Below are 26,299 nucleotides of genomic sequence, written 5' to 3'. Positions count from 1 at the left end.
CCCCGGAATCCTGCCCCCGGGGCGCGCCGCGTCGCCGTATGCCGAGGGCGCGCGGAAACGGGCGGACGCGGCCCGCCGCGCCCCTCCTCACACCCGCCCCCCATGACGCAAAGTGACCCCCCGTCGCCGATCGTCGCCGCAAGGCTGGTGCACGCCGTACGAATCGGGTACAGACTCACAAGTAGCACTGACCGGTAGCCGCACCGGCGGACCGGCAGGACGACCCGATTCCGCGGCGAGGTGAGCCCGTCATGACCGCTCCATCCACCCGCAACGTCTCCGAGCGCGAGGCCCGGCAGGTCGCCGAGGCCGCCCGGGAGCAGGACTGGCGCAAGCCCAGCTTCGCCAAGGAACTGTTCCTGGGGCGCTTCCGGCTCGATCTGATCCACCCGCACCCGGTCCCCGCCGCCGAGGACGTCGAGCGCGGCGAGGAGTTCCTGGCCAAGCTCCGCGACTTCTGCGAGACGGAGATCGACAGCGCGCGCATCGAGCGCGAGGCCCGCATCCCGGACGAGACCGTCAACGGCCTCAAGGAGCTCGGCGCGCTCGGCATGAAGATCGACACCAAGTACGGCGGCCTCGGCCTCACGCAGGTGTACTACAACAAGGCGCTCGCCCTCGTCGGCTCCGCCAACCCCGCGATCGGCGCGCTGCTGTCGGCCCACCAGTCCATCGGCGTCCCGCAGCCGCTGAAGATCTTCGGCACGCAGGAGCAGAAGGACACCTTCCTGCCGCGCTGCGCCCGGACCGACATCTCGGCGTTCCTGCTCACCGAGCCCGACGTGGGCTCCGACCCGGCCCGCCTGGCGACCACCGCCGTCCCCGACGGCGACAGCTACGTGCTGGACGGCGTGAAGCTGTGGACCACCAACGGCGTGGTCGCCGACCTCCTCGTCGTCATGGCCCGCGTGCCCAGGAGCGAGGGCCACAAGGGCGGCATCACGGCCTTCGTGGTGGAGGCGTCCTCCGAGGGCATCACGGTGGAGAACCGCAACGCCTTCATGGGCCTGCGCGGCATCGAGAACGGCGTCACCCGCTTCCACCAGGTCCGCGTCCCGGCCTCGCACCGCATCGGCCCCGAGGGCGCCGGTCTGAAGATCGCACTGACCACCCTGAACACCGGACGGCTCTCCCTGCCCGCGATGTGCGTCGGCGCCGGCAAGTGGGCCCTGAAGATCGCCCGCGAGTGGTCGGCGGCCCGCGAGCAGTGGGGCAAGCCGATCGCCAAGCACGAGGCCGTGGGCGGCAAGATCTCCTTCATCGCGGCGACGACCTTCGCCTTGGAGGCCGTGGTCGACCTCTCCTCCCAGATGGCGGACGAGGACCGCAACGACATCCGCATCGAAGCCGCCCTGGCCAAGCTGTACGGCTCCGAGATGGGCTGCCTGATGGCGGACGAGCTGGTGCAGATCCGCGGCGGCCGGGGGTTCGAGACCGCCGCCTCCCTCGCGGCCCGCGGCGAGCGCGCGGTCCCCGCCGAGCAGATCCTGCGCGACCTGCGCATCAACCGGATCTTCGAGGGCTCGTCGGAGATCATGCGGCTGCTGATCGCCCGCGAGGCGGTGGACGCGCACCTCGCCGTCGCCGGTGACCTCGTGGACGCCGAGAAGTCCCTGGCGGACAAGGGCCGGGCCGCCGCCAAGGCCGGTTCCTTCTACGCCCGCTGGCTGCCCAAGCTCGTTGCCGGTCCCGGCCAGCTCCCGAAGTCCTACGCGGAGTTCGGCGACCTCGCGACCCACCTGCGGTACGTCGAACGGGCCGCCCGCAAGCTGGCCCGCGCCACGTTCTACGGCATGTCGCGGTGGCAGGGCCGGATGGAGACCAAGCAGGGGTTCCTCGGCCGGATCGTGGACATCGGCGCGGAGCTGTTCGCGATGAGCGCCGCCTGCGTCCGCGCCGAGCAGGCGCGCGTCGACGGCGCCCACGGCCGCGAGGCGCACCAGCTCGCCGACGTCTTCTGCCGCCAGGCCCGCATCCGCACCGACGAGCTCTTCGCGCGGCTGTGGACCAACACCGACGACGTGGACCGCAAGGTCGTCTCCGGCGTCCTCGGCGGCGCGTACACCTGGCTGGAGGACGGCGTCGTCGACCCCAGCGGCGACGGCCCCTGGATCGCCGACGCCACCCCGGGCCCGTCCCGCCGGGAGAACGTCCACCGCCCGATCCGCTGACGGCGAGGCCGCCCGACCCGCCGCCCGGAAGGAGCGCCGGGCCCGCCGCCCGGAAGAAGCGCCGTACCTGCTGACCGGAGGAGTCACAGGCTCGGCCGACCGAAAGGATCGCGGGGCCCGCCGCCCGGAAGGAGCGCCGCCCCTGCTGACCGGAGGGGCCACAGGCTCGGCCGACCGAAAGGACCGCGGGCTCCCCTGACCGGAGGGGCCCGTCCCCTCCTCCGACCGGAAGGACGGGCCCCTCCCCTCCGCTACCCCGGAGGGGAGGGGCCCGGGACGCGTCATCACACCCCCGGGCGCTCCTCCGCCCCGGCCTCCGAACGACGGCCGGCGAGCCGCGAGAGCCCCCCCGGCCCCCGAGATCGCCCCCCGATGACCAGCCCCCGCGCCCCCACCCTGCCGTGGCATCACTCACACCGCCCCGGCCCGCTCGCCCCCGCCCTCGCCGTCCGTGCCCCCCGCCCGTCCCGAGGGGGCGAGAATGGCCCCATGACCGACCTCCTCGCTGACCCCCATCTGCGCTTCGCCCCGGCCGGTGCCGCGGGCGACGGCCCGCGCGACATCGTCATCCTCGGCTCCACCGGCTCCATCGGCACCCAGGCCATCGACCTGGTGCTGCGCAACCCCGACCGGTTCCGCGTCACCGCGCTCTCCGCGGCGGGCGGCCGGGTCGAGCTGCTGGCCGAGCAGGCGCACCGGCTGCGGGTGGGCACGGTGGCGGTGGCCCGCGAGGACGTCGTCCCGGCGCTGCGCGAGGCGCTGGCGGCGCGGTACGGGGCGGGGGAGCGGCTGCCGGAGATCCTGGCCGGGCCGGACGCGGCCACCGAGATCGCGGCCTCGCCCTGCCACACCGTCCTGAACGGCATCACCGGTTCCATCGGCCTGGCGCCCACGCTCGCCGCCCTGAAGGCGGGCCGGGCGCTGGCGCTCGCCAACAAGGAGTCGCTGATCGTCGGCGGCCCGCTGGTGAGGGAGCTGGCCGCCCCCGGCCAGATCGTCCCGGTGGATTCCGAGCACTCGGCCCTCTTCCAGGCGATGCTGGGCGGGCCGCGCTCGGAGATCCGCCGCTTCCTGGTGACCGCCTCCGGCGGCCCGTTCCGGGGGCGGACGAGGCGGGAGCTGGCCGCGGTCACGCCCGAGCAGGCGCTCGCGCACCCCACCTGGGCAATGGGCCCGGTCATCACGATCAACTCCGCGACCCTGGTCAACAAGGGGCTGGAGGTCATCGAGGCGCACCTGCTGTACGACGTGCCCTTCGAGCGCATCGAGGTCGTCGTCCATCCGCAGTCCTACATCCACTCGATGGTGGAGTTCACGGACGGTTCCACCCTCGCCCAGGCGAGCCCGCCGGACATGCGGATGCCCATCGCGCTGGGCCTGGGCTGGCCCGAGCGGGTCCCGGACGCGGCGCCCGGCGTGGACTGGACGAAGGCGCACACCTGGGAGTTCTTCCCGCTGGATGCGGAGGCCTTCCCGTCCGTGCCGCTGGCCTGCCACGTGGGCGAGCTGGGGGGCACGGCGCCGGCGGTCTTCAACGCGGCGAACGAGGAGTGCGTGGACGCGTTTTTGACCGGCGGGCTGCCGTTCACCGGGATTGTCGATACGGTCGCTGAGGTCGTCGCCGAGGCCCTGGCAACGGGAGTGGTCACGGGGAAGACCGGGACGAGCGGCGCCACGGTGTCCGCCCCGGGAACCTCCCTCACCGTCGCGGACGTCTTGCAGGCGGAGACCTGGGCGCGCGCCCGCGCCCGAGAACTCGCCGCCCGCGCGGCACGTACGGCATCGGAGGTCCGCGCATGACGGTGTGGATGACCATCCTCGGCATAGTCGTCTTCGTCGTCGGCCTGCTGTTCTCGATCGCCTGGCACGAGCTGGGGCACCTCACGACGGCCAAGATGTTCGGCATCCGGGTGCCGCAGTACATGGTCGGCTTCGGGCCCACACTCTTCTCCCGCCGCAAGGGCGACACCGAGTACGGCATCAAGGCCATTCCCCTCGGCGGCTACATCCGCATGATCGGCATGTTCCCGCCGGGCGACGACGGACGGCTCCAGGCGCGCTCCACCTCCCCCTGGCGCGGCATGATCGAGGACGCCCGCTCGGCCGCGTACGAGGAACTCCAGCCCGGCGACGAGAAGCGGCTTTTCTACACCCGCAAGCCCTGGAAGCGCGTCATCGTGATGTTCGCCGGGCCGTTCATGAACCTCGTCCTCGCGGTCGCGATCTTCATGAGCGTCCTGATGGGCTTCGGCATCAACACCCAGACCACCCAGGTCGGCTCGGTCTCCGACTGCGTGATCGCCGCCTCCGCCAAGACCGACAAGTGCCCCTCCGGCGCCAAGGACTCCCCGGCCAAGGCCGCCGGACTGCGCGCCGGCGACAAGATCGTCGCGTTCGACGGCGAGCCCGTCCCGGACTGGGCCGCCCTCCAGGAGCACATCCGCGAGACCACCGGCCCCGCCACGATCACCGTCGAGCGCGACGGCGCCCGCCGCGAGCTGCACGCCAACCTGATCGAGAACAAGGTCGCCAAGACCGACGGGCGCGGCGGCTACGTCCGCGACGAGTTCGTCACCGCCGGGTTCCTCGGCTTCACCCCGGCCACCGGCGTCGTCCAGCAGTCCTTCGGCCAGTCCGTGGACCGGATGACCGGCATGGTCGAGCAGGGCGTCGAGTCGCTGGTGCACCTGCCTTCCAAGGTCCCGGACCTGTGGAACGCGGCCTTCAACGGCGGCGAGCGCAAGCAGGACTCCCCGATGGGCGTGGTCGGCGCGGCCCGCGTCGGCGGCGAGGTCTTCTCGCTGGACATCCCGCCGGAGCAGCGGGTGGCGACGATGCTCTTCCTCGTCGCCGGGTTCAACCTCTCGCTGTTCCTGTTCAACATGCTGCCGCTGCTCCCGCTGGACGGCGGGCACATCGCGGGCGCCCTGTGGGAGTCGCTGCGCCGCGCCTTCGCGAAGGTCTTCCGGCGCCCCGACCCGGGCCCCTTCGACGTGGCCAAGCTCATGCCGGTCGCCTACGTCGTCGCCGGGATCTTCATCTGCTTCACGCTGCTGGTGCTGGTGGCGGACGTGGTGAATCCGGTCAAGCTGGCGGGATGAGGGGTCGCGCCCCGGCTTCCGGGGCGCGATGTGCCCGGCGTTGGGGATGTGCCGTAATCTCGGGGAATGGAGGCGCCCGCCGATTCCGGGACCTCGATCCCTCCTGATTTCTCTCCCTTGGGGTTGCTCGCCAGATGACTGCCATTTCGCTGGGTATGCCGGACGTGCCGATCAAGCTGGCCGACCGCCGTGTCAGCCGCAAAATCCAGGTCGGCTCGGTCGCCGTGGGCGGGGACGCCCCGGTGTCGGTGCAGTCGATGACGACGACGCGGACGTCGGACATCGGGGCGACGTTGCAGCAGATCGCGGAGCTGACGGCGTCGGGCTGCCAGATCGTGCGGGTGGCCTGCCCCACGCAGGATGACGCGGACGCGCTGCCCGTCATCGCGCGGAAGTCGCAGATCCCGGTGATCGCGGACATTCACTTCCAGCCGAAGTACGTCTTCGCGGCGATCGACGCGGGGTGTGCGGCGGTGCGGGTGAATCCGGGGAACATCAAGCAGTTCGACGACAAGGTCAAGGAGATCGCCAAGGCGGCGTCGGCGGCGAAGGTGCCGATCCGGATCGGGGTGAACGCGGGGTCGCTGGATCGGCGGCTGCTGGCCAAGTACGGCAAGGCCACCCCGGAGGCGCTGGTGGAGTCGGCGCTGTGGGAGTGCTCGCTGTTCGAGGAGCACGGTTTCCGGGACATCAAGATCTCGGTGAAGCACAACGACCCGGTGGTCATGGTCAACGCCTACCGGCTGCTGGCCCAGCGCTGCGACTACCCGCTGCACCTGGGCGTGACGGAGGCGGGGCCGGCGTTCCAGGGGACGATCAAGTCGGCGGTGGCGTTCGGGGCGCTGCTGAGCGAGGGGATCGGGGACACGATCCGGGTCTCGCTGTCGGCGCCGCCGGCGGAGGAGGTCAAGGTCGGCATCCAGATCCTGGAGTCGCTGAACCTGCGCCAGCGCCGGTTGGAGATCGTTTCATGTCCGTCGTGCGGGCGGGCGCAGGTGGATGTGTACAAGCTGGCGGATCAGGTGACGGCGGGTCTGGAGGGCATGGAGGTGCCGCTGCGGGTCGCCGTGATGGGGTGCGTGGTCAATGGTCCCGGTGAGGCGCGTGAGGCGGATCTGGGCGTGGCGTCGGGCAATGGCAAGGGGCAGATCTTCGTGAAGGGCGAGGTGATCAAGACCGTTCCGGAGTCGAAGATCGTCGAGACGCTCATCGAGGAAGCCCAGAAGATCGCCGAGCAGATGCGCAAGGACGGCGTCGCCTCGGGCGAGCCCGCCGTCTCCGTGGCCGGCTGACGACCTGGTCCTGAGCCCCGCGTTCCCGCCGGCGGGAGACGCGGGGCTCTCGCGTGCCGTGCCCAGGGCCCACCGCGGCCCGTCCGCCACCCGCCGTCACCGGACGTCGCGGCCGGTATGCCGCGCCCGCCGGGGAGGGGCGGGCCGCGAGCCGAGTGCCGCCGCGCAGGTGGAGGTACAGTGCCAAGACCTGCTCCCCGCCTGGCCTCCCAGGCCCGTACCGGTGAGGCTGTCCACCACGTGCTGACGTCCACGACCACCAAGGTCCTCGATCCCGGCGAACTCGACGAGGCCCTCGCGGTCCTGGACCGCGACCCGGTCGCCAACGCCTTCGTCTCCGCCCGCGTCCGCGTCGCCGGGCTCGACCCGTGGCGGCTCGGCGGCGAGATGTGGGGCTGGTACGCGGGGGGCCGGCTGGAGTCCCTGTGCTACGCGGGCGCCAACCTCGTCCCGGTGTGCGCCGGGCCCGAGGCGGTACGCGGCTTCGCCGAACGCGCCCGGCGTCAGGGCCGCCGCTGTTCGTCCATCGTCGGCCCGGCGGAGGCCACCGCCGGGCTGTGGGCCCTCCTGGAGCCGCACTGGGGCCCGGCCCGCGAGGTCCGCGCCCACCAGCCGCTCATGGTCGCCACCGAGCCGTCCGCGGAGATCGATCCCGATCCGTACGTCCGCCGGGTCCGCAAGCACGAGATGGACCTGATCATGCCCGCGTGCGTGGCCATGTTCACCGAGGAGGTCGGCATCTCGCCGCTGGCCGGGGACGGCGGCCTGCTCTACCAGGCCCGGGTCGCCGAGCTCGTCGGCTCCGGCCGCTCCTTCGCCCGCGTGGAGAACGGCAAGGTCGTCTTCAAGGCCGAGATCGGCGCCGCCACCGAGCGGGCCTGCCAGATCCAGGGCGTGTGGGTCGCCCCGGAATTCCGCGGCAAGGGCCTCTCCGAGACCGGCATGGCCGCCGTGCTGCGCTACGCGCTCGCCGACGTCGCGCCCATAGCCAGCCTCTATGTCAACGACTTCAACACCGCCGCGCGGGCCGCGTACCGGCGGGTGGGGTTCCGGGAGGTCGGGGCCTTCATGAGTGTGCTGTTCTGAGGCGTCTTCTTGGATCGCTGGATGCAGAAACGTTTCTGCCCCTGGCGATGGGCAGTCTGTGCCGACTTGGGAAGGTGCCGTCGCCGGTCTCGTCCGGGGCCGTGCCGGAACGTTTCGGCACCCGTCGCGTCCCGTCCCGGCGCAGGGCCGTCCCGTCCCCGTGGGCACGGCGGTGCGGTGCTCCGCCGCAGCGCTCCGGCCGCCGGAGGACGAGTCCCGGCCACCCCGGGCGCGGCTCCCCGCCCGGCCGATCGTCTTCGGGCGGTGCGCCTTGTACGCTCCCGACCATGAATGACGTCGCGGTCGGGCCACTGGACCTCGCTGCCCGCGTGGACGAGGCGCTCGCCGTCCAGGCGCTCGCCTTCGGCCTCAGCGAGGAGGAGGTCGGCGTCCGCCGCCACATCGTGCTGCGGCACCTCACCTGCCCCGGCGCCCGCGCGCTGGGCGCGACCACGCCGGAGGGCCGCCTCGTCGGCTTCGTGTACGGGATGCCCAACGACCGGACGCACTGGTGGTCCACCGTCGTCGAGCCGTACCTGCGGGCGCGGGAGCTGGACCACTGGCTGGACGACTCGTTCGTCATCACCGAACTCCACGTCCACCCCGCCTACCAGAACCGCCGCATCGGCCGGTCGCTGATCACCCGCATCACGGACGAGGCGAGCGAGCCGCGCAGCATCCTGTCCGCGATCGACGCCGACAGCCCGGCCCGCGGCCTGTACCGGTCCCTGGGCTACCGGGACATCGCCCGGCGCGTCCTGTTCCCCAGCGCCCCGACGCCGTACGCGGTGATGGGCGCCCCGCTGCCGCTGCGCCGGGGCTGAAAGGGGCCGCTTCCCCCCGCCCGTCCGGGCCCGCGGACCCGCCGCCGTTTCGCCACTCGGCCGCATTCGCATTTCCGTGCGCCCGACCCGGGCGGCTAACCTCCTGGCAGTCACCTTTCTTACGCAGGAGAATCACCATGGCCCAGGTCCAGCGCATGTCCCGATTGATGATCAAGACGCTGCGCGACGACCCGGCCGACGCCGAGACCGCCAGCCACAAGCTGCTCGTACGCGCCGGGTACGTCCGCCGCAACTCCGCCGGCATCTGGACCTGGCTGCCGCTGGGCAAGAAGGTCCTGGAGAACGTCTCGCGCATCGTGCGCGAGGAGATGGACGCCATCGGCGGCCAGGAGGTCCTGCTGCCGGCGCTGCTGCCCAAGGAGCCCTACGAGGCCAGCGGGCGCTGGGAGGAGTACGGCGACCTGCTCTTCCGCCTCAAGGACCGCAAGGGCGCCGACTACCTCCTCGGCCCCACCCACGAGGAGATCTTCACCCTCACGGTCAAGGACCAGTGCACGTCCTACAAGGACCTGCCGGTGATCCTCTACCAGATCCAGACGAAGTACCGCGACGAGGCCCGCCCCCGCTCCGGCGTGCTGCGGGGCCGCGAGTTCCAGATGAAGGACTCGTACAGCTTCGACACCACCGACGAGGGCCTGGCGGAGTCCTACCGCCTGCACCGCGAGGCGTACACCCGCATCTTCGAGCGCCTCGGCCTGGACTACCGCATCGTCTCGGCGGTCTCCGGCGCCATGGGCGGCTCGGCGTCCGAGGAGTTCCTGGCCCCGGCCGCGGCCGGCGAGGACACCTTCGTCGACTGTCCCGAGTGTGACTACGCCGCGAACACCGAGGCCGTCACGGTCAAGGTGACGCCGGTGGAGGGCGCCGGGCACGGCCCGGTGGAGGAGCTGGACACCCCCGACACCCCCACCATCGAGACGCTCGCCGAGCACCTGGGCGTCCCGGCCTCCGCGACCCTGAAGAACCTGCTGGTCAAGGTGGACGGCGAGATCGTCGCCGTGGGCGTCCCCGGCGACCGCGAGGTGGACCTCGGCAAGCTGGGCGAGCACCTGGCCCCGGCCGTCGTCGAGCTGGTCACCGCCGAGGACTTCACCGACCGCCCGGACCTGGTGCGCGGCTACGTCGGCCCGCAGGGCCTGGCCGGCGAGGGCTTCCGCTACATCGCCGACCCGCGCGTCGCCCCCGGCACCGCCTGGATCACCGGCGCCAACAAGCCCGGCAAGCACGCCAAGAACGTCGTCGCCGGCCGCGACTTCGAGGTGGACGACTACCTCGACGTGGTCGTGGTCGAGCCCGGCGACCCCTGCCCGAAGTGCGGCGCCGGCCTGCGCATCGACCGCGCCATCGAGATCGGCCACATCTTCCAGCTCGGCCGCAAGTACGCGGACGCCTTCGAGCTGGACGTCCTGGGCCAGAACGGCAAGCCCGTCCGCGTCACCATGGGCTCGTACGGCATCGGCGTCTCCCGCGCGGTGGCCGCCCTCGCCGAGCAGACCCACGACGAGTCCGGCCTGTGCTGGCCGCGCGAGGTGGCCCCGGCGGACGTGCACGTCGTCGCCGCGGGCAAGGCCAAGCAGACCGAGCTGGCCCTGGAGGTCGGCGAGAAGCTGGGCGCCGCGGGCCTGCGCGTCCTGGTGGACGACCGGGCCGGGGTCTCCCCGGGCGTGAAGTTCACCGACGCCGAGCTGCTGGGCATCCCGACGATCCTGGTCGCCGGCCGCCGCGCGGGCGAGGGCATCGTGGAGCTGAAGGACCGCCGCACCGGCGAGCGCGAGGAGCTGACGGTGGAGGAGGCCGTGGCGCGGCTCGGCGCCTGATCCCTGGCTTTCCGGGCACAAACACCTCACCCGGCGCCCCCACGACGGCTTCGTGCCGTGGTGGGGGCGCCGGGTTTCGTCTTCCGGTCCGTGCGGTCTGTACGTCTGTACGGGGTGGTCCGTGCGGGAGACGACCGGGCCGCCGCCCCCGGCGACGCCGGTCCGTCCCGTCTCGTCCGTACGGGGCCCGCACCGGGGCGTCCTCCGGGGTGCCGGAGAGCGCCGCACGGCCGTCACACGAGGCCCGGTGCGCCCCGGTCCCTCACAACCAGGTGGCGAACTCCAGCAGCACCTCGCCGCGCTGCCGGTCGCCCGCCGCGTACTCGCGGGCGCCCCCGTCCACCGCGCGGTACAGCGACCAGGCGCGCAGCCGGTCGCGGTCCACCTCCAGCGAGTCGGCCAGCCTGGCCACCCGCCGCCGGGCCGCCGAGGCGGCGCCGGAGCCGGCCGCCAGGTCCTCGCACCGGTCCAGGACCAGCCCGGCCAGGTCGTACGCGCGCTCGCCCAGCACGGGGGAGGGGCCCACGGCCAGCCAGGGCACGCGGTCGCCGGCCAGGACCTTGCCCTGCCGGAAGGCGCCGTGCAGCAGCAGTTCCTCGGGGGCGTCGGCGGGCAGCGCGCGGCGCAGTTCCAGCGCCTCGTCCAGGAGCGGCCCGGCCGCCGCGGTGAGCGACCCGGCGAGGCGCAGCGCCTCCACGTCCTCGTCCGTGCGCCCGGCGACCGTTTCGAACGGGTCGTCCCCGGCGGGCGCCACCCACAGGCGGCGTACCGTGCCCGCCGCCTCCAGCATGGCCTTGGCCTCCGGCAGCGAGCGCAGCGACACCGCGGGGCGCAGCCGCTCCAGCAGGAGCGCGCCGGTGGCGGCGTCGGAGCGCAGCAGGCGCACCGCGCCCCAGCCGTCCCAGCGGGCCAGCGCGGCGCCCTCGTGCGCGGACGTCCGGCCCGGCACCGGGATCTTGAGCGCGGCCGGGGTGCCGTCCTGCTGCCGGACGAGGGCCACGAAGCCGTTCCGGCCGCCCGGCTCCGGCACGCGGTCGAGCGTCAGGTCCCATGCGGCGAGCTGGTTCCGGACGAGTTCGGGGAGCGCGGCCAGCCATACGCGGACGGGGCTCTCCGGGTCCCCGCTGAGCCCGTCGGCCAGCCGCCGTGGTGGTTCGATGGGTGCCGTTGCCATGCTGGGACCGTCCCTTTCGTGCGTGTGCTGGGGCCGCGGGCCGGACGACCGGCCCACCGGCCCGTCTCCGGGGCGGCGACCTGCCGTCCGTGCCGCGCGGGCCGGTGTTCTGCCGTCCGTGCCGGGCCGGTGGCCGCCGTCGGTGCCGCCGCCCGTGCCGCGGGCCGGTGGCCCGTACGGCCGCGTGGGCGGCGTCCGGGCCGGCCGCCGGCGAGCGGTCAGGCGCCGTCGGTGCCCGCGTCCATGCCGGCCGGGGAGGGCCGGGCGCCGCCGGACGGGGTGCCCGACGGGGTGCCGGGCGCGGCCCGTTCCGCGAGCCCTGGGAAGGCTACGCCGCCGCCGCGCCAGCGCACCGCCCGCACCGCCGCCTCGCGCAGCGCGCCCGCGGCCTCCCGGCGCCGGGCGCCCCGCGCGGCCCGGACCAGGTCGGCGTAGACGGCGGCCACCCGGTCCTCCAGTTCGGCGGCCAGCCGGACCGCGGCGGCGCCGTCCTCCACCGCGAACGGCAGCGCGTACGCGGCGGCGGCGGCCCGCGGCGTGCCGCCCAGGTCGCGCACCCCGCGGTGCAGCGCGTCCCGGCGGGCCCGGTGCGCGTCGTACCCCTCGTGGGCCTCGGCCCGGCGGTCCCGGCCGACGCGCCCGCCGACCACCCCGTACCCGTAGACGGCGGCGTGCTCGGCCGCCAGCGCGGCCTGCAGCGCGTGCAACTCGGCGGCGCGCGGATCGTCCGCCCGCGCCCCTTCGGGGGTCCGGCCCGCCGTGCCCGCGCGCAGTTCGGCGCTCAGCGTCCCCGTCGTCCTCATCCCGCTTCCCTTCCCGGGTACGGGGCGCCCGCCGCGCCCCGAAGCCTGCCCGCGCCCCGAAGCGTGCGCGCGCCGTGGACCTGGTGCGTGTTCCGGGGCCTTCCCACGGCCCGGGCCCGGCCGGTGCCGTGTAACCCGTCCACCGCCCCGGCCCGGCCCGTGCTCCCGCAGCTCCCCGCGTCCCGGGCCCGGCCCGACGCCCGAGGCGCGTCCCCGCCCCGGCCCGCACCCTCAGGCGCACCCCTCACGCCCCGCCCCCCGATGTCAGCAGATAGGCATGGGCCGCTCCGGCCGCGGCCACGGAGGCCAGCAGCCGGGCCAGTTCCGGGGGCGCGTCGGCGAGCGCGGCGGTGCGGGCGTCGGCGGTGCGGCGTTCGGCGTCCGCGAGGGCGGCGCGGGCCTTGGCGGCGTCCTCGGGGACGGTCGGCGCGGACGCGGAGGGGGACGGCGCCGGGCGGGCCCGGCCGGACGGCTGCCGGGCGCTCGCCGAGGGCGAGGCGTTCGCGGAACCGCCGAACGCCCCGACGTGCGCGGCCACTTCGGCGCGCAGCGGCTTCAGGCGCGGGGCGAGGGCGGGGTGGGCGGCGAGCGTGGCGTCGTAGTGGGCGAGCAGCGCCGCGCTGTCGCGCGCGGCCCGGTCGCGCAGCCGGTCGGCCGCCGCGTTGTCCTCGGAGCCGGTGCCGCGGCGTTCTCCGGCGTCGTCCGAACAGCCCGCCAGGACGGCCGCGCCCGCGAGCGCGGCGCCGGCCAGCACGGTGGTCCTGCGTGTGAGCGGCACGTCGCGCACGTCCCCTTCGTCGGGTTCCCCGGTGTCGTCGGCGGTGATCACCGCAGGCGAGAGTATCCGTGCCCGGCCACCGAATCGTCAGTACCCCGCCGGAACAGATAGGCTTTGACCCGACACGCGACCTTCCCACAACAGCACACGCGGCCGAGGAGTCACCCGGATGAGCACCACCCAGAGCGAGAGGCTGCGCGGACTGCTTGAACCGCTGGTCGTCGCGCGAGACCTGGATCTGGAAGAGATCGAGGTGACTCCGGCAGGCAAGCGGCGTGTGCTGAGAATCGTGGTCGACTCCGACGACGGCGTCCAGCTGGACGAGTGCGCGGCGCTGAGCCGCGAGGTCTCCCAGGTGCTGGACGACTCCGACGCGATGGGCGGCGCCCCGTACACCCTTGAGGTCACCTCTCCCGGCGCGGACCGCCCGCTGACCGAGCCGCGGCACTACCGCCGCGCCGTCGACCGGCTCGTCAAGGCGCGCCTGAAGGACGGCGGCGAACTGGTCGCCCGGATCACCGCCGTGGACGACGAGGGCCTGGACCTGGAGGTCCCGGGGGTCAAGGGCCGCAAGCCCACCACCCGCCGGGTCGCGTTCGACGAGATCGACCGTGCGCGGGTCGAGATCGAATTCAACCGCAAGCAGGACAAGAAGAACGACGGCAAGGACGACGGGCGGCTCGACGAGCGGCGCGACGGCCGGAGCGACGAGAGCCAGGAGGAGGCGTAACCGTGGACATCGACATGAGTGCCCTGCGGGGTTTGGTGCGAGAGAAGGAGATCTCCTTCGACCTGCTGGTCGAGGCCATCGAGTCGGCCCTCCTCATCGCGTACCACCGCACTGAGGGAAGCCGCCGACAGGCCCGGGTGGAGCTGGACCGCGCCACCGGGCACGTGACGGTCTGGGCCAAGGAGGACCCGGCGGACCTCGAAGAGGGCGCCGAGCCCCGGGAGTTCGACGACACCCCGTCCGGTTTCGGGCGGATCGCGGCGACGACCGCGAAGCAGGTCATCCTCCAGCGGCTGCGGGACGCCGAGGAGGAGATCACCTTCGGCGAGTACGCCGGACGGGAGGGCGACGTGGTGACCGGCGTCGTCCAGCAGGGCCGGGACCCCAAGAACGTCCTGGTCGACATCGGCAAGCTGGAGGCCATCCTGCCCACGCAGGAGCAGGTCCCCGGCGAGGACTACTCGCACGGGACGCGGCTGCGCTCGTACGTGGTCCGCGTGGTCAAGGGCGTGCGCGGCCCGTCCGTGACGCTCTCGCGCACGCACCCCAACCTCGTGAAGAAGCTCTTCGCGATGGAGGTCCCGGAGATCGCGGACGGTTCGGTGGAGATCTCCGCCATCGCCCGCGAGGCCGGCCACCGCACGAAGATCGCCGTCCGGTCCACCCGCTCCGGCCTGAACGCCAAGGGCGCCTGCATCGGCCCGATGGGCGGCCGGGTGCGCGCGGTGATGGCCGAGCTGCACGGCGAGAAGATCGACATCGTGGACTGGTCGGACGACCCGGCCGAGCTGGTGGCGCACGCGCTGTCCCCGGCGCGGGTGAGCAAGGTGGAGGTCGTGGACCTGGCCGCGCGCTCGGCGCGGGTGACCGTCCCCGACTACCAGCTCTCGCTGGCCATCGGCAAGGAAGGCCAGAACGCCCGGCTCGCCGCCCGCCTCACGGGCTGGCGGATCGACATCCGCCCGGACACCGAGCAGCCGGCGGACCGGGGCTGAACCCGGCCCGCACGGACCACTGACGGGACCGCTGAGGGGAAGGTGGCACGGCCGCAGGGCCGTGTCGCAGGGAACCGCGGCGGTCCCGGGGCGTCGATCGGCCGAAAACGATCAGGATCGGCGGCCGGAACGGTCCCGGGCGGACCGGAAGCGGTCCGGAACGGATCCGAAGCGGCTGGTGAGCGGCCTTGATCAAAAGCCGCCCCGCCTGCGGAAAGTGACCGATCGGAACGGATCGGTGAGAGGCCACTCGTGATCAGAGTGGCCTGACGGGAATGACGAGCGACCGTTCGGGCATTACCCCATAGGGGTGAGGTCCTCGCGGGGAGGTAGACTTAACCAGTGTCTGGCCGGACGCGTGCCCGCGCATGCCCTGAGCGATCCTGCGTGGGATGCCGGGAGCGAGCGGTCAAGGGTGATTTGCTGCGCATCGTGGCGATCGAGGGCGAGTGTGCCCCCGACCCTCGCGGTACGCTGCCCGGCCGGGGTGCTTACGTGCACCCGACACGGGCCTGTCTCGACCTGGCGGTCCGCCGCCGGGCCTTCCCCCGGGCCTTCAGGGGCCCGGGACCGTTCGACGCCACGGCGTTGCGCCAGTACGTCGAACACCTTGATCAGGCAACACCGTAAGAACAGCACAGCGCACGGAGAACCGTGCGGTCAGGTACCTCGCGAGTCGGAAGTAGGTCGAGATTGCGATGAGCACTCGATGAGTACGCGATGAGTACGCCCATGAAGTAGCGACGGTCCGGCGGACACCCGGACCTAGAAGGAGCGAAGTGGCTAAGGTCCGGGTATACGAACTCGCCAAGGAGTTCGGAGTGGAGAGCAAGGTCGTCATGGCCAAGCTCCAAGAACTTGGTGAATTCGTCCGTTCGGCGTCCTCGACCATCGAGGCGCCGGTTGTTCGTAAGCTGACCGACGCTTTCCAGGCGGGCAACGGCAACGGCCGTGCCGCCGGCAAGCCCGCGCCGCGCAAGGCGCCCACCCCCGGTCGCCCGGGTGGTGCCCCCACCCCGTCCGCGCCGTCCCCGGCGCAGGCTGGGGGCCCCTCCCGCGCAGCGGGGGACCGTCCCGCTGCCCCGAAGCCGGGCGCCCCCAAGCCGGGCCCGGCCGCGCCTGCCCCGGCCGCCCCCGAGGCGCCGCAGGCCCCCAAGAGCAGCGCCCCGACCCCGGGTCCGCGTCCCACGCCGGGCCCCAAGGCCCCGGCGCCCAAGCCCGGCCCGGCCGCGCCCGCGCAGCCGGAGTTCCAGGCCCCGCCGTCCGCCCCGGCCCCGGCGGCCCCGAAGCCCGGTGGTGCCACCCCCGGCCCGCGTCCCGGCCGTCCCGGTGGCGAGCAGCGCGACCAGCGCCGCAACGGCCCGCGCCCCGGCCCGGCCGGTGAGCGCCAGGGCGCCCCGCGCCCCGGCGGCAACCGCCCGTCCGGTCCGCGTCCGGGCAACAACCCCTTCACCTCCGGTGGCTCCACGGGCATGGCCCGTCCGCAGGCCCCCCGGCCCGGTGGCGCGCCGCGCCCCGGCGGCCAGGGCGGTCCCGGCGGTCCGCGTCCGCAGGGCGCCGGCCAGGGCGCTCCGCGTCCGCAGGCTCCGGGCGGCAACCGTCCGACCCCGGGCGGCATGCCCCGTCCGCAGGGCGCGGGCCAGAGCGGTCCCCGTCCGGGCGGCAACCGTCCCAACCCGGGCATGATGCCCAAGAGCCCCGCCGCGGGCCCGCGCCCCGGCCCGGGTGGCCGCGGTCCGGGTGGCCCCGGCCGTCCCGGCGCGGGTGCCGGTCGTCCGGGTGGCGGCGGGTTCGCCGGCCGTCCCGGTGGCGGCGGCGGTCGTCCCGGTGGCGGTGGCGGTTTCGCCGGTCGTCCCGGTGGCGGTGGCCCCGGTGGTGGCGGCGGCTTCGGCGGTCGTCCCGGCTTCGGCGGTCGTCCCGGTGGTCCGGGTGGCCGCGGTGGCACGCAGGGTGCCTTCGGGCGTCCGGGCGGTCCGGCGCGCCGTGGGCGCAAGTCCAAGCGGCAGCGTCGCCAGGAGTACGAGGCCATGCAGGCCCCGTCGGTGGGCGGCGTCATGCTGCCGCGCGGCAACGGTGCGACGGTTCGCCTGTCGCGCGGTGCCTCGCTGACGGACTTCGCGGAGAAGATCAACGCCAACCCGGCGTCGCTCGTCCAGGTCATGCTGAACCTGGGTGAGATGGTCACCGCGACGCAGTCGGTCTCCGACGAGACGCTGGAGCTTCTCGGCCAGGAGATGAACTACGTCGTCGAGATCGTCTCCCCGGAGGAGGAGGACCGCGAGCTCCTGGAGTCGTTCGACATCGACTTCGGCGAGAACGAGGGCGGCGAGGAGATGCTCGTCGCGCGTCCGCCGGTGGTGACCGTCATGGGTCACGTCGACCACGGAAAGACCCGACTGCTCGACGCGATCCGCAAGACGAACGTCATCGCGGGCGAGGCCGGCGGCATCACCCAGCACATCGGTGCCTACCAGGTCTCCACCGAGGTCAACGAGGAAGAGCGCCGGATCACCTTCATCGACACCCCGGGTCACGAGGCGTTCACCGCCATGCGTGCCCGTGGTGCCAAGTCGACCGACATCGCGATCCTCGTGGTGGCGGCCAACGACGGTGTCATGCCGCAGACGATCGAGGCCCTGAACCACGCCAAGGCGGCCGACGTGCCGATCGTGGTCGCGGTCAACAAGATCGACGTCGAGGGCGCGGACCCGACCAAGGTGCGCGGCCAGCTGACCGAGTTCGGTCTGGTGGCGGAGGAGTACGGCGGCGACACGATGTTCGTCGACATCTCCGCCCGCGAGGGCCGCAACATCGACCAGCTCCTGGAGGCGGTCATCCTGACCGCGGACGCCTCGCTCGACCTGCGCGCCAACGCGGAGCAGGACGCGCAGGGCATCGCGATCGAGGCCCACCTCGACCGTGGCCGCGGCGCCGTGGCGACCGTCCTGGTCCAGCGCGGCACCCTGCGGGTCGGCGACACGATGGTGGCCGGCGACGCGTACGGCCGCGTCCGCGCGATGCTGGACGACAAGGGCAACAACGTCGAGGAAGCGGGTCCCTCGACCCCCGTCCTGGTCCTGGGTCTGACCAACGTCCCGGGCGCCGGCGACAACTTCCTGGTCGTCGACGAGGACCGCACGGCCCGTCAGATCGCCGAGAAGCGTGCCGCCCGCGAGCGGAACGCCGCGTTCGCCAAGCGCACCCGCCGGGTCTCCCTGGAGGACCTGGACAAGGTGCTCAAGGCCGGCGAGGTGCAGCAGCTCAACCTCATCATCAAGGGCGACGCGTCCGGTTCGGTCGAGGCCCTGGAGTCCTCGCTGCTCCAGCTCGACGTCGGCGAGGAGGTCGACATCCGCGTCCTGCACCGCGGCGTCGGTGCGGTCACGGAGTCCGACATCAACCTGGCGTCCGGCTCCGACGCGATCGTCATCGGCTTCAACGTGCGCGCCGAAGGCCGTGCCACGCAGATGGCCGAGCGCGAGGGCGTCGACGTCCGGTACTACTCGGTCATCTACCAGGCGATCGAGGAGATCGAGGCGGCCCTCAAGGGCATGCTCAAGCCGGAGTACGAAGAGGTCGAGCTGGGTACGGCGGAGATCCGCGAGATCTTCCGCTCCTCCAAGCTCGGCAACATCGCGGGTGTCCTCATCCGCTCCGGCGAGGTCAAGCGCAACACCAAGGCGCGCCTCATCCGCGACGGCAAGGTCGTGGCGGAGGACCTCACGATCGTCGGTCTGCGCCGCTTCAAGGACGACGTCACCGAGATCCGCGAAGGCTTCGAGGGTGGTATCAACCTCGGGAACTTCAACGACATCAAGATCGACGACGTCATCGCGACGTACGAGATGCGGGAGAAGCCGCGCGGCTGACCCCGCGGGGTTGACCAGCGAACCACGGCCCGCCCGTGACGCGGCCCACCGGAGACGGTGACCGCGGAGCGGGCGGGCGACCGGGGCCGGTCGGCGGAGCAGTATTTCCGTCGATCGGCCCCGTCCGTTGCGTGTACGGTTCACAGGACACGTACACCGAAGGCCCCACGGGTGGCTTGACCCGTTACGCATGTACGTAGGGACGCTGTCCTTCGACCTCCTCCTCGGCGACGTACGGTCGCTGAAGGAGAAGCGGTCCGTCGTCCGCCCGATCGTCGCCGAGCTCCAGCGCAAGTACGCGGTGAGCGCGGCGGAGGTCGGCGAGCAGGACCTCTACCGCAGGGCCACGATCGGCCTCGCGATGGTGTCCGGGGATCCCGGGCACCTGTCGGACGTACTGGACCGCTGCGAGCGCCTGATCGCCGCACGTCCGGAAGTGGAGCTGCTGTCGGTGCGGCGGCGGTTCCACGGCGACCACGACGACTGAGCACGTCGGCGGCGCCAAGAGCACAATGGTGGAAGACAAGAAGGAGACGGACCAGTGGCCGACAATGCGCGGGCGAAGAAGCTGGCGGACCTCATCCGGGAGGTGGTCGCTCAAAAGCTCCAGCGCGGCATCAAGGACCCGCGGCTGGGCACGCACGTGACCATCACGGACACCCGTGTCACCGGCGACCTGCGGGAGGCGACGGTCTTCTACACGGTCTACGGCGACGACGAGGACCGGGCCAGCGCGGCGGCGGGCCTGGAGAGCGCCAAGGGCATCCTGCGCTCCGCGGTCGGCGCGGCGGCCGGTGTGAAGTTCACGCCGACGCTGACGTTCGTCGCGGACGCGCTCCCCGAGAACGCCAAGACGATCGAGGACCTCCTCGACCGGGCGCGTGCCTCGGACGCCGCGGTGCGCCAGGCGTCCTCGGGCGCCACGTACGCGGGCGAGGCGGACCCGTACCGCCGGCCGGGCCAGGACGACGAGGACACCGCTGCCGAATGAAGCACCAGAACACCGGGCCGGACGGTCTTGTCATCGTCGACAAGCCGTCCGGCTTCACTTCGCACGACGTCGTGGCGAAGATGCGCGGCATGGCCCGCACCCGCCGCGTCGGGCACGCCGGCACCCTGGACCCGATGGCCACCGGCGTCCTCGTCCTCGGCATCGAGCGGGCCACCAAGCTGCTGGGCCACCTGGCGCTGACGGAGAAGGAGTACGTCGGCACCATCCGGCTCGGCCAGGCCACCGTCACCGACGACGCCGAGGGCGAGATCACCTCGTCGAAGGCGGCGCACGGGCTCTCCCGTGAGGCGATCGACGCGGGGGTGGCGGAGCTGAGCGGCGCCATCATGCAGGTGCCGTCGAAGGTCAGCGCGATCAAGATCGACGGCAAGCGCTCGTACGCGCGGATGCGGGCCGGCGAGGACGTGGAGATACCGGCCCGCCCGGTGACCGTCTCCTCCTTCGTCGTGCACTCCGTCCACGAGACCGAGGCCGGGGACGGTACCCCCGTGACCGACCTGCTGGTCTCGGTGGAGTGCTCCTCCGGTACGTACATCCGGGCGCTCGCCCGCGACCTGGGCGCGGCGCTCGGCGTCGGCGGCCACCTGACGGCGCTGCGGCGCACCCGGGTCGGCCCGTACAAGCTCGACCGGGCGCACACGCTGGAGCAGCTCCAGGCCGCCGTGGACGACCCCGAGGCCGAGCTGCCCGTCATGCCGATCGGCGAGGCGGCCGACGCCGCGTTCACCCGCTGGAACGTGCCCGCCCCGCAGGCGCGGCTGCTGCTCAACGGCGCCCGCGTCCCGATGCCGCGCTTCGAGGGCACCGGCCCGGTGGCGGCCTTCGGACCGGACGGGACGTTCCTGGCGCTGCTGGAGAACCAGGGCGGGAAGGCCAAGAGCCTGGCGGTGTTCGGGCAGTAGGAGCCGTCGCCCTCGGGCGAGGACGGGCGGGTTCGTGGGAGTGCCGCGAGCCCGCCCGTCGGCGTTTTCGGGGGGCGGTGCCGTTTCCCGGCCGGGGGTGCGGCTGTCGGTCGCGGTGCGGTTTCCGTTTGCTGTGCCGTGTGCCGTGTGCCGTGTGCCGTGTGCCGTGTGCCGTGTGCCGTGTGCCGTGTGGCCTGTGGCCGTGTGCCGGTCCGGTGGTGGGCGGGCGTGGTGCCGGGCGTTCGGACGCCGCCGGGTGGGGTCCGTCGTCGCGGGCCGTCCGATGGCTCGGCCCCGTGGAGCGCGGGTCCCGTCCGTTCACGGTGGGCCCGCGTTCCACGGTCCTCCTCCCTACCCCCTTGTGTGTTTATCCGTTCAACCCCCGTCTGTCACTCGAACGGGCAGGCGCGTGGGAGGAAGAACGGGCGCGAAGGGGGCGCTTTCGCCGGATGAGCCGTTCGTGACGGCGCCCGCGCCGTCTCCAGGGGCGCGCACGCCCGCCGTAGGGCGCGTACGTCGTGGGACGCGGACGAAGGCGGCGCGGCCGGGTGGGCGCGGCCCGGCCCGGCGTGCCGCACGTAACACGAGCGAGGGCACCCTTCGCGCGTGACCGGCCGCGCGGCATGGCACCCTTAGACCTGCGTAAGGCCGTAAGGGCGCAGTGGAGACAAGAGTTCGGGCGGGAGCAGGCACAGTGCAGCGCTGGCGTGGCTTGGAGGACATCCCCGAGGGCTGGGGACGCAGCGTCGTCACCATCGGCTCCTACGACGGCGTGCACCGCGGGCACCAGTTGATCATCGGACGGGCGGTGGCCCGCGCCCGCGAACTGGGCATACCGGCCGTCGTCGTCACCTTCGACCCGCACCCCAGCGAGGTCGTGCGTCCCGGCACGCACCCCCCGCTGCTCGCGGCCCACCACCGGCGGGCGGAGCTGATGGCCGAGCTGGGTGTGGACGCGGTGCTGATCCTCCCGTTCACCAAGGAGTTCTCCAAGCTGTCCCCGGCCGACTTCGTGGTGAAGGCGCTGGTCGACAAGCTGCACGCGAAGGTCGTCGTCGAGGGCCCCAACTTCCGCTTCGGCCACAAGGCCGCCGGCAACGTCGGCACCCTCGCCGAGCTGGGCGAGACCTACGACTACGAGGTCGAGGTGATCGACCTGTACGAGCGCGGCGAGGCGGGCGGCGGCGAGCCGTTCTCCTCCACGCTCACCCGGCGGCTGGTCGCGGCCGGCGACATGGCGGGCGCGCGCGAGGTCCTGGGCCGTCCGCACCGCGTCGAGGGCGTCGTCGTCCGCGGCGCCCAGCGCGGCCGGGAACTGGGCTACCCCACCGCCAACGTGGAGACCCTCCCGCACACCGCGATCCCCGCCGACGGCGTGTACGCGGGCTGGCTGCACGCCGACGGCGAGGCGATGCCCGCGGCGATCTCGGTGGGCACCAACCCGCAGTTCGACGGCAAGGTGCGCACCGTCGAGGCGTACGCCATCGACCGCGTGGGCCTGGACCTGTACGGGCTGCACGTCGCCGTGGACTTCCTCGCCTACCTCCGCGGCCAGGAGAAGTTCGAGACGCTGGACGCGCTGCTGGAGCGGATGGCGGTCGACGTGAAGCAGGCGCGGGAGCTGGTCGCGGCGGAGGACGAGGCCGGGGCGTAGGGCTTTCCGGAAGGCTCCGGGGCGTTCCCGGGGGTCCGTGGCACTCCTTTACGGCTCTCTTTCCGGTCGGCCGGACGCGGGCGAAAGCGGCCCGGGGCGGGCGTGGTTGAGCGGTCCTGGACCTGACGGACGAACGAGGGGCGGGGCCCGGCATCTTCGGATGCCGGGCCCCGCCCCTTTCGTGTGCCCCGGGTCAGGCCGGGGGCTGCTGCTGCCAGCCCGGCGGGAAGGCCTGCTGTTCCGGCGCCTCCGGGGGCGCGGGCTGCTGCCAGCCGGCCGGCGGCTGCTGTCCCTGGGCGGGCGGCTGCTGATGCCAGCCGCCCTGCTGCGGCGGGTAGCCGGCCGGTGCGGGCTGCCCCGGCTGCGGCTGCGGAGCCTGCGCGGGCTGCCCTTCCTGGCCGGGCTGCGGCGCGTACGGCTGCTGCTGCGGCGCGTACGGACCGCCGGCCATCGGCTGCCCGGCGTGCGGCGGCTGGGCGTGCGGATCACCGGGCATCTGCTGCCCGGCGTGCGGATCGCCGGCCCACCCGCCGGGCGCCTGCTGGGTGCGCGAGAAGTCCTCGGCGACCAGGGCGGAGAGCGTGAAGTACGCCTCCCGCGTCTTGGGCCGCATCATGTCGAGGTCCACCTCGGCACCGGCCGCGAGGTGCTCGTCGAACGGCACGACCACCACGCCCCGGCAGCGCGTCTCGAAGTGCGCCACGATGTCCTCGGTCTTGATCATCTTGCCGGTCTCGCGGACCCCGGAGATGACGGTGATGCCGCGCTGCACCAGGTCGGCGTAGCCGTGCGCGGACAGCCAGTCCAGCGTGGTGCTGGCGCTGCTCGCGCCGTCCACGGACGGGGTGGAGATGATGATCAACTGGTCGGCCAGGTCCAGCACCCCGCGCATCGCGCTGTAGAGGAGGCCGGTGCCCGAGTCGGTGAGGATGATCGGGTACTGCTTGCCGAGGACGTCGATGGCCCGGCGGTAGTCCTCGTCGTTGAAGGTCGTGGAGACGGCCGGGTCCACGTCGTTGGCCAGGATCTCCAGGCCCGAGGGCGCCTGCGAGGTGAACCGGCGGATGTCCATGTAGCTGTGCAGGTGCGGAATGGCCTGGACGAGGTCGCGGATGGTCGCACCGGTCTCGCGGCGCACCCGGCGGCCGAGCGTGCCGGCGTCCGGGTTGGCGTCGATGGCCAGGATCTTGTCCTGGCGCTCGGAGGCCAGCGTGGCGCCGAGGGCGGTGGTCGTGGTCGTCTTGCCCACGCCGCCCTTGAGGCTGATCACCGCGATCCGGTAGCAGGACATCACCGGTGTACGGATCAGCTCCAGCTTCCGCTGCCGCTCCGCCTCCTCCTTCTTCGCGCCGAGCTTGAAGCGGGAGGGCTGGGCGTTGGCACCCGGCTTCTTCTTCTTGGGCTGGTTGCGCAGCAGCCGGTCCGAGGTCAGCTCGACGGCCGCGCTGTAGCCGAGCGGCGCGCCGGGAGCGGCCCGCTGCTGCTGCGGCTGCCCCGGCTGCGACCAGCCCTGCTGGGAGTAGGGGGACTGGGCGGGCTGGGCGTACGCGCCGTAGGCGGGGGCGTTGGCAGCCGGGGTGCCGGTCGAGGGGTTGGCCGGGGTGACGGCCGGGTTGGCCGGGGTGCCCTGGGCGTTGGGGTCGGCGGGGGGCTGGGTGGGGGCCGGTTGCTGGTACGGGGGGTAGGGCTGGGGTTGTTGGGGCTGCTGCTGGCTTTGGGCCTGCGGGTCTTGGGGCTGGGGCTGGTGCCCGGCTTGGGCCTGGTGGGGCTGGGGTTGGTTCGCCTGGGGCGTGGGCTGCTGGGGGTAGCCGTAGCCCTGCTGTGGTGCGGGGGCCTGGTGCGGCTGGTTCGGCTGGGCGTCGAACTGCTGCGGGTAGCCGTAGCCCTGCTGCTGGGGCACGCCCTGGCGCGGGTCGGCCTGCTGGGGCGCGCCGTGCGGCGGCCGGCCGGGGCCGGTCTGCGGGTAGCCGTAACCCGCCTGCTGCGCGGCCGAGTTGGGGGACGCGTCGGGCTGCCCGTACGGCGTGGGGGCCTGCGGCGGGAGCGGGGCCCCGGCGCCCTGGACGGGCTGCTGCGGGTAACCATAGGCGGGCTGCGGATATCCGTAACCGGCCTGCGGGGTGCCGTAGGGGTGAGGAGCTCCGTAACCGGCTTGCGGCGTCTGCGGAGCTCCGTAACCGGTCTGCGGTGTGGGCGCCTGCGGGACGCCGGGCGCGGGCTGCGGCTGGCCCTGTTGTGCGTGCGGGGCCGCGGCCTGCTGCGGGGCGCCCTGGTAGGGCCCGCCCTCCGCCGTCGGGTACGGCTGCGGCCGGCCCTGCAGCTGGGCGGCCCGCGGGTCGGCGGGCTGGAACTCCGGCGGCAGCGGCGGCAGGCCGACCGGTACGGGCGCACCGGCCTGCTGCCCCTCCGGCGCGGCACCCCACGGCGCGCCCTGCTGCGGCATCTGCTGTGGCATCTGCTGTGGCATCTGCTGCCCGGGGCCAGGCTGCTGGGCGGGGGCGGTGTTCGGGGCGTACGGACCGGGGGCGACCGGGGAGGCCACCGGGGCCTCGGGCGCCGCGGGGGCACCGGATTCCGGAGCCGCGGTGTTGCCCGCGTTCGCGGCCGTCCCGGCGTCCGCGCCCGGCCCGGGGTCCGCGCCTTCGGGAGACGGGTGCTGGGCGGGCGCGGTGGGCGCGGACTCGGGGGCGGACGTGGACCCTTGTGCGGCGGAGGCCGACTCGGGCTGCTCGGGCGCTTCCGGGCTCGTGGACGCGGGGCCGGTCCCCTCGGGGGCCTGCGGCTGCCCGGTCTCGGGCGTCGCCGTCCGGGGCTGCTCGGCCGCCGGGGTGGGGTCGTCGGCCCAGAGCGCGGCGGTGGGGTCCGCGCCGGTACCGCTGCGGACGCCGCCGGAGCGGGACGCGTCGGCGGTGGCCGAGGCATCGGACGCGGCGTCGGACGAAGCGATGGCACTGGACGAGGCGTCGGACGAGGCGGGGGCTGCGGACGCGATATCGGACGCGCCCTCACCGGATGCGGGCCCGCCGGACGCCGACGCGCCTTCGGCCGGTTCGGCGTGCGCGGCCTCGGCGGGGCGGGTGCCCGGAGACGGCTGGGCGGCGGTCTCCGGCTGGGCGGCCGGGGTCGGCTGCGCGCCGCCCGAACCTCCGTCACCGACCGGGCCGGAACCGTCCTCTTGGGGCCGCAGCGAGGGGAATCCGGGCGGGGCGGCGGCAGCTTCGAGAGTCTGGGGAGCCACAGGAGAGGGCGCGGGCGCCGCGTAGGCCGGCGGCACGCCGTCCGGCGCGGCCGGGGGCGCGAGGGGCGCGGGAGCGCCGCCCGCCACCGGCGTGGAAGCCGGGGCGGGGGAGTGCGGGGCGGCGTTCGGCGGGGCCGGGGGCGCGACCGCGGGGTGTGGCGCCGGTGCGGGGGCCGGGACGCCGGGCACGCCCGGGGCCCCACCCTGCGGACCCGCGAAGGGGGCTCCCTGCGCAGGCGGCCCCGGCACCCCCAACGGAGCTCCCGTGGGCGGCGGCGGGGTCGGCGCGGCAGAGGCCGGCGGCGTCGCGGGTGCGGGTGTGGGAGGCGGGGCGGCGGCGCTCGCGCCACCACCGCTGGAGTCGTTGCTCGCATACCAGGCCGGCGCCGCGAAATCGATCTTGAATTCGCCGGTCAGGTCGAACTCGGACTGGTCGTCCTCAGGATCGCTCCCGTCCGGACGGAAAGCCTCCTGCTCGTTCACTGTGCCTCCTGGTGTACTGAAACGCACCTGAACGGCAAGACCGGATACAGGCGGATCAAACGGATGTGGCGGACGTCGGAGCACGCCGCCCCGGAAGCCCCGGATTGCGCCAACACTTGACTTTCTCCATCCCCGTACCGGCAGCCGACCGGTGTGCTCCTGCGGCTCTCCGTACAGCCTAATCAAGAGACGGCCGCGAACGGCAGCCGCTGTCCCTCCGTCTTCACACGGCACCGGCGCACCAGCGGGCGCGCCCCACGGACCCGCCCGCGCCCGACGCGGCGTCAGTCCGCGAGCACCCCGGGGAACGGCCGACTCGTCGGCGTTCCCACCCGTCACACAGGCCCCA

General features: G+C 73.7%; 19 protein-coding genes. 15 read left to right on the top strand and 4 right to left on the bottom strand.

Annotated features, from left to right (window positions below):
* The first annotated feature begins 251 nt into the window (after positions 1-251).
* From ABZX96_RS28785 to ABZX96_RS28755, 7 genes are all read left to right on the top strand, one after another.
* Positions 252-2,171, top strand: a complete 1,920-nt coding sequence (locus ABZX96_RS28785) for an acyl-CoA dehydrogenase family protein (RefSeq protein ID WP_355549997.1) — start codon at positions 252-254, stop codon at positions 2,169-2,171.
* A gap of 489 nt (positions 2,172-2,660) precedes the next feature.
* Positions 2,661-3,971, top strand: a complete 1,311-nt coding sequence (dxr, locus tag ABZX96_RS28780; protein ID WP_355549995.1) for a 1-deoxy-D-xylulose-5-phosphate reductoisomerase — start codon at positions 2,661-2,663, stop codon at positions 3,969-3,971.
* Positions 3,968-5,272 (top strand): site-2 protease family protein, encoded by a 1,305-nt coding sequence (locus ABZX96_RS28775; RefSeq protein ID WP_355549993.1) that lies wholly within the window; start codon positions 3,968-3,970, stop codon positions 5,270-5,272. The genes dxr and ABZX96_RS28775 overlap by 4 nt, the downstream gene beginning before the upstream one ends.
* A 134-nt stretch (positions 5,273-5,406) precedes the next feature.
* A complete protein-coding gene (gene ispG, locus ABZX96_RS28770; RefSeq protein ID WP_355549991.1) occupies positions 5,407-6,564 on the top strand; it encodes a flavodoxin-dependent (E)-4-hydroxy-3-methylbut-2-enyl-diphosphate synthase in 1,158 nt (385 codons plus the stop codon).
* 240 nt (positions 6,565-6,804) lie between these two features.
* Entirely contained in the window at positions 6,805-7,650 is an 846-nt protein-coding gene (locus ABZX96_RS28765; RefSeq protein ID WP_355549989.1) for a GNAT family N-acetyltransferase, read from the top strand.
* A 287-nt stretch (positions 7,651-7,937) separates the two neighbouring features.
* Positions 7,938-8,474 carry a GNAT family N-acetyltransferase gene (locus ABZX96_RS28760; RefSeq protein WP_355549987.1) on the top strand — a complete coding sequence of 179 codons (537 nt, stop codon included), beginning with the start codon at positions 7,938-7,940 and terminating at the stop codon, positions 8,472-8,474.
* 137 nt (positions 8,475-8,611) lie between these two features.
* Positions 8,612-10,312 (top strand): proline--tRNA ligase, encoded by a 1,701-nt coding sequence (locus tag ABZX96_RS28755; RefSeq protein WP_355549985.1) that lies wholly within the window; start codon positions 8,612-8,614, stop codon positions 10,310-10,312.
* Between the two features lie 262 nt (positions 10,313-10,574).
* Here ABZX96_RS28755 and ABZX96_RS28750 read toward each other — a convergent pair whose 3' ends face one another.
* The 3 genes from ABZX96_RS28750 to ABZX96_RS28740 all read right to left on the bottom strand — a co-directional run bounded on the left by ABZX96_RS28750 (position 10,575) and on the right by ABZX96_RS28740 (position 13,118).
* Complete coding sequence (locus tag ABZX96_RS28750) at positions 10,575-11,486, bottom strand: aminoglycoside phosphotransferase family protein (protein ID WP_355549984.1); 912 nt, start codon at positions 11,484-11,486, stop codon at positions 10,575-10,577.
* Positions 11,487-11,704: 218 nt separating this feature from the next.
* Positions 11,705-12,289 carry a DUF4439 domain-containing protein gene (locus tag ABZX96_RS28745; RefSeq protein WP_355549982.1) on the bottom strand — a complete coding sequence of 195 codons (585 nt, stop codon included), beginning with the start codon at positions 12,287-12,289 and terminating at the stop codon, positions 11,705-11,707.
* A gap of 244 nt (positions 12,290-12,533) precedes the next feature.
* Positions 12,534-13,118 (bottom strand): hypothetical protein, encoded by a 585-nt coding sequence (locus ABZX96_RS28740; protein ID WP_355549980.1) that lies wholly within the window; start codon positions 13,116-13,118, stop codon positions 12,534-12,536.
* Between the two features lie 118 nt (positions 13,119-13,236).
* On the opposite strand from ABZX96_RS28740, the gene rimP reads away from it, so the two are divergent.
* The 8 genes from rimP to ABZX96_RS28700 all read left to right on the top strand — a co-directional run bounded on the left by rimP (position 13,237) and on the right by ABZX96_RS28700 (position 22,229).
* Entirely contained in the window at positions 13,237-13,797 is a 561-nt protein-coding gene (gene rimP, locus ABZX96_RS28735) for a ribosome maturation factor RimP (RefSeq protein ID WP_355549978.1), read from the top strand.
* A gap of 2 nt (positions 13,798-13,799) precedes the next feature.
* On the top strand, positions 13,800-14,792 hold the full coding sequence (nusA, locus tag ABZX96_RS28730; protein WP_355549976.1) for a transcription termination factor NusA: 993 nt from the start codon (positions 13,800-13,802) through the stop codon (positions 14,790-14,792).
* Between the two features lie 342 nt (positions 14,793-15,134).
* Positions 15,135-15,422, top strand: coding sequence for a YlxR family protein (locus ABZX96_RS28725; RefSeq protein ID WP_355549974.1), 288 nt, complete (start codon positions 15,135-15,137; stop codon positions 15,420-15,422).
* Positions 15,423-15,571: 149 nt separating this feature from the next.
* Positions 15,572-18,661, top strand: coding sequence for a translation initiation factor IF-2 (gene infB, locus ABZX96_RS28720; protein WP_355549972.1), 3,090 nt, complete (start codon positions 15,572-15,574; stop codon positions 18,659-18,661).
* A gap of 190 nt (positions 18,662-18,851) precedes the next feature.
* Positions 18,852-19,148 carry a DUF503 domain-containing protein gene (locus tag ABZX96_RS28715; RefSeq protein ID WP_355549970.1) on the top strand — a complete coding sequence of 99 codons (297 nt, stop codon included), beginning with the start codon at positions 18,852-18,854 and terminating at the stop codon, positions 19,146-19,148.
* Positions 19,149-19,202: 54 nt separating this feature from the next.
* Positions 19,203-19,652 (top strand): 30S ribosome-binding factor RbfA, encoded by a 450-nt coding sequence (gene rbfA, locus ABZX96_RS28710; protein WP_355549969.1) that lies wholly within the window; start codon positions 19,203-19,205, stop codon positions 19,650-19,652.
* The gene (gene truB, locus ABZX96_RS28705) at positions 19,649-20,575 is read left to right on the top strand and encodes a tRNA pseudouridine(55) synthase TruB (RefSeq protein WP_355549967.1); all 927 of its coding nucleotides are present in this window, start codon (positions 19,649-19,651) and stop codon (positions 20,573-20,575) included. Before rbfA ends, truB begins: the two co-directional genes overlap by 4 nt.
* Before the next feature lie 694 nt (positions 20,576-21,269).
* Entirely contained in the window at positions 21,270-22,229 is a 960-nt protein-coding gene (locus tag ABZX96_RS28700) for a bifunctional riboflavin kinase/FAD synthetase (RefSeq protein WP_355549965.1), read from the top strand.
* A 193-nt stretch (positions 22,230-22,422) separates the two neighbouring features.
* Here ABZX96_RS28700 and ABZX96_RS28695 read toward each other — a convergent pair whose 3' ends face one another.
* Positions 22,423-25,950: an SCO5717 family growth-regulating ATPase gene (locus tag ABZX96_RS28695; RefSeq protein WP_355549964.1), complete on the bottom strand. Its 3,528-nt coding sequence runs from the start codon at positions 25,948-25,950 to the stop codon at positions 22,423-22,425.
* Between the last annotated feature and the right edge of the window lie 349 nt (positions 25,951-26,299).

The sequence above is a fragment of the Streptomyces sp. NPDC003077 genome, assembly GCF_040611095.1.
GTDB lineage: Bacteria > Actinomycetota > Actinomycetes > Streptomycetales > Streptomycetaceae > Streptomyces.
Note: the sequence above shows the minus strand (reverse complement) of the source record. Positions and strands in the feature narration are given on the sequence as shown.

Excerpts from the sequence above, each read along its gene's own strand:
- ispG (WP_355549991.1), top strand. The coding sequence starts at position 5,407 with ATGACTGCCATTTCGCTGGGTATGCCGGACGTGCCGATCAAGCTGGCC.
- ABZX96_RS28785 (WP_355549997.1), top strand. The coding sequence starts at position 252 with ATGACCGCTCCATCCACCCGCAACGTCTCCGAGCGCGAGGCCCGGCAG.
- ABZX96_RS28775 (WP_355549993.1), top strand. The coding sequence starts at position 3,968 with ATGACGGTGTGGATGACCATCCTCGGCATAGTCGTCTTCGTCGTCGGC.
- ABZX96_RS28760 (WP_355549987.1), top strand. The coding sequence starts at position 7,938 with ATGAATGACGTCGCGGTCGGGCCACTGGACCTCGCTGCCCGCGTGGAC.
- ABZX96_RS28745 (WP_355549982.1), bottom strand. The coding sequence starts at position 12,289 with ATGAGGACGACGGGGACGCTGAGCGCCGAACTGCGCGCGGGCACGGCG.
- ABZX96_RS28715 (WP_355549970.1), top strand. The coding sequence starts at position 18,852 with ATGTACGTAGGGACGCTGTCCTTCGACCTCCTCCTCGGCGACGTACGG.
- ABZX96_RS28750 (WP_355549984.1), bottom strand. The coding sequence starts at position 11,486 with ATGGCAACGGCACCCATCGAACCACCACGGCGGCTGGCCGACGGGCTC.
- rimP (WP_355549978.1), top strand. The coding sequence starts at position 13,237 with ATGAGCACCACCCAGAGCGAGAGGCTGCGCGGACTGCTTGAACCGCTG.
- dxr (WP_355549995.1), top strand. The coding sequence starts at position 2,661 with ATGACCGACCTCCTCGCTGACCCCCATCTGCGCTTCGCCCCGGCCGGT.
- ABZX96_RS28755 (WP_355549985.1), top strand. The coding sequence starts at position 8,612 with ATGGCCCAGGTCCAGCGCATGTCCCGATTGATGATCAAGACGCTGCGC.
- truB (WP_355549967.1), top strand. The coding sequence starts at position 19,649 with ATGAAGCACCAGAACACCGGGCCGGACGGTCTTGTCATCGTCGACAAG.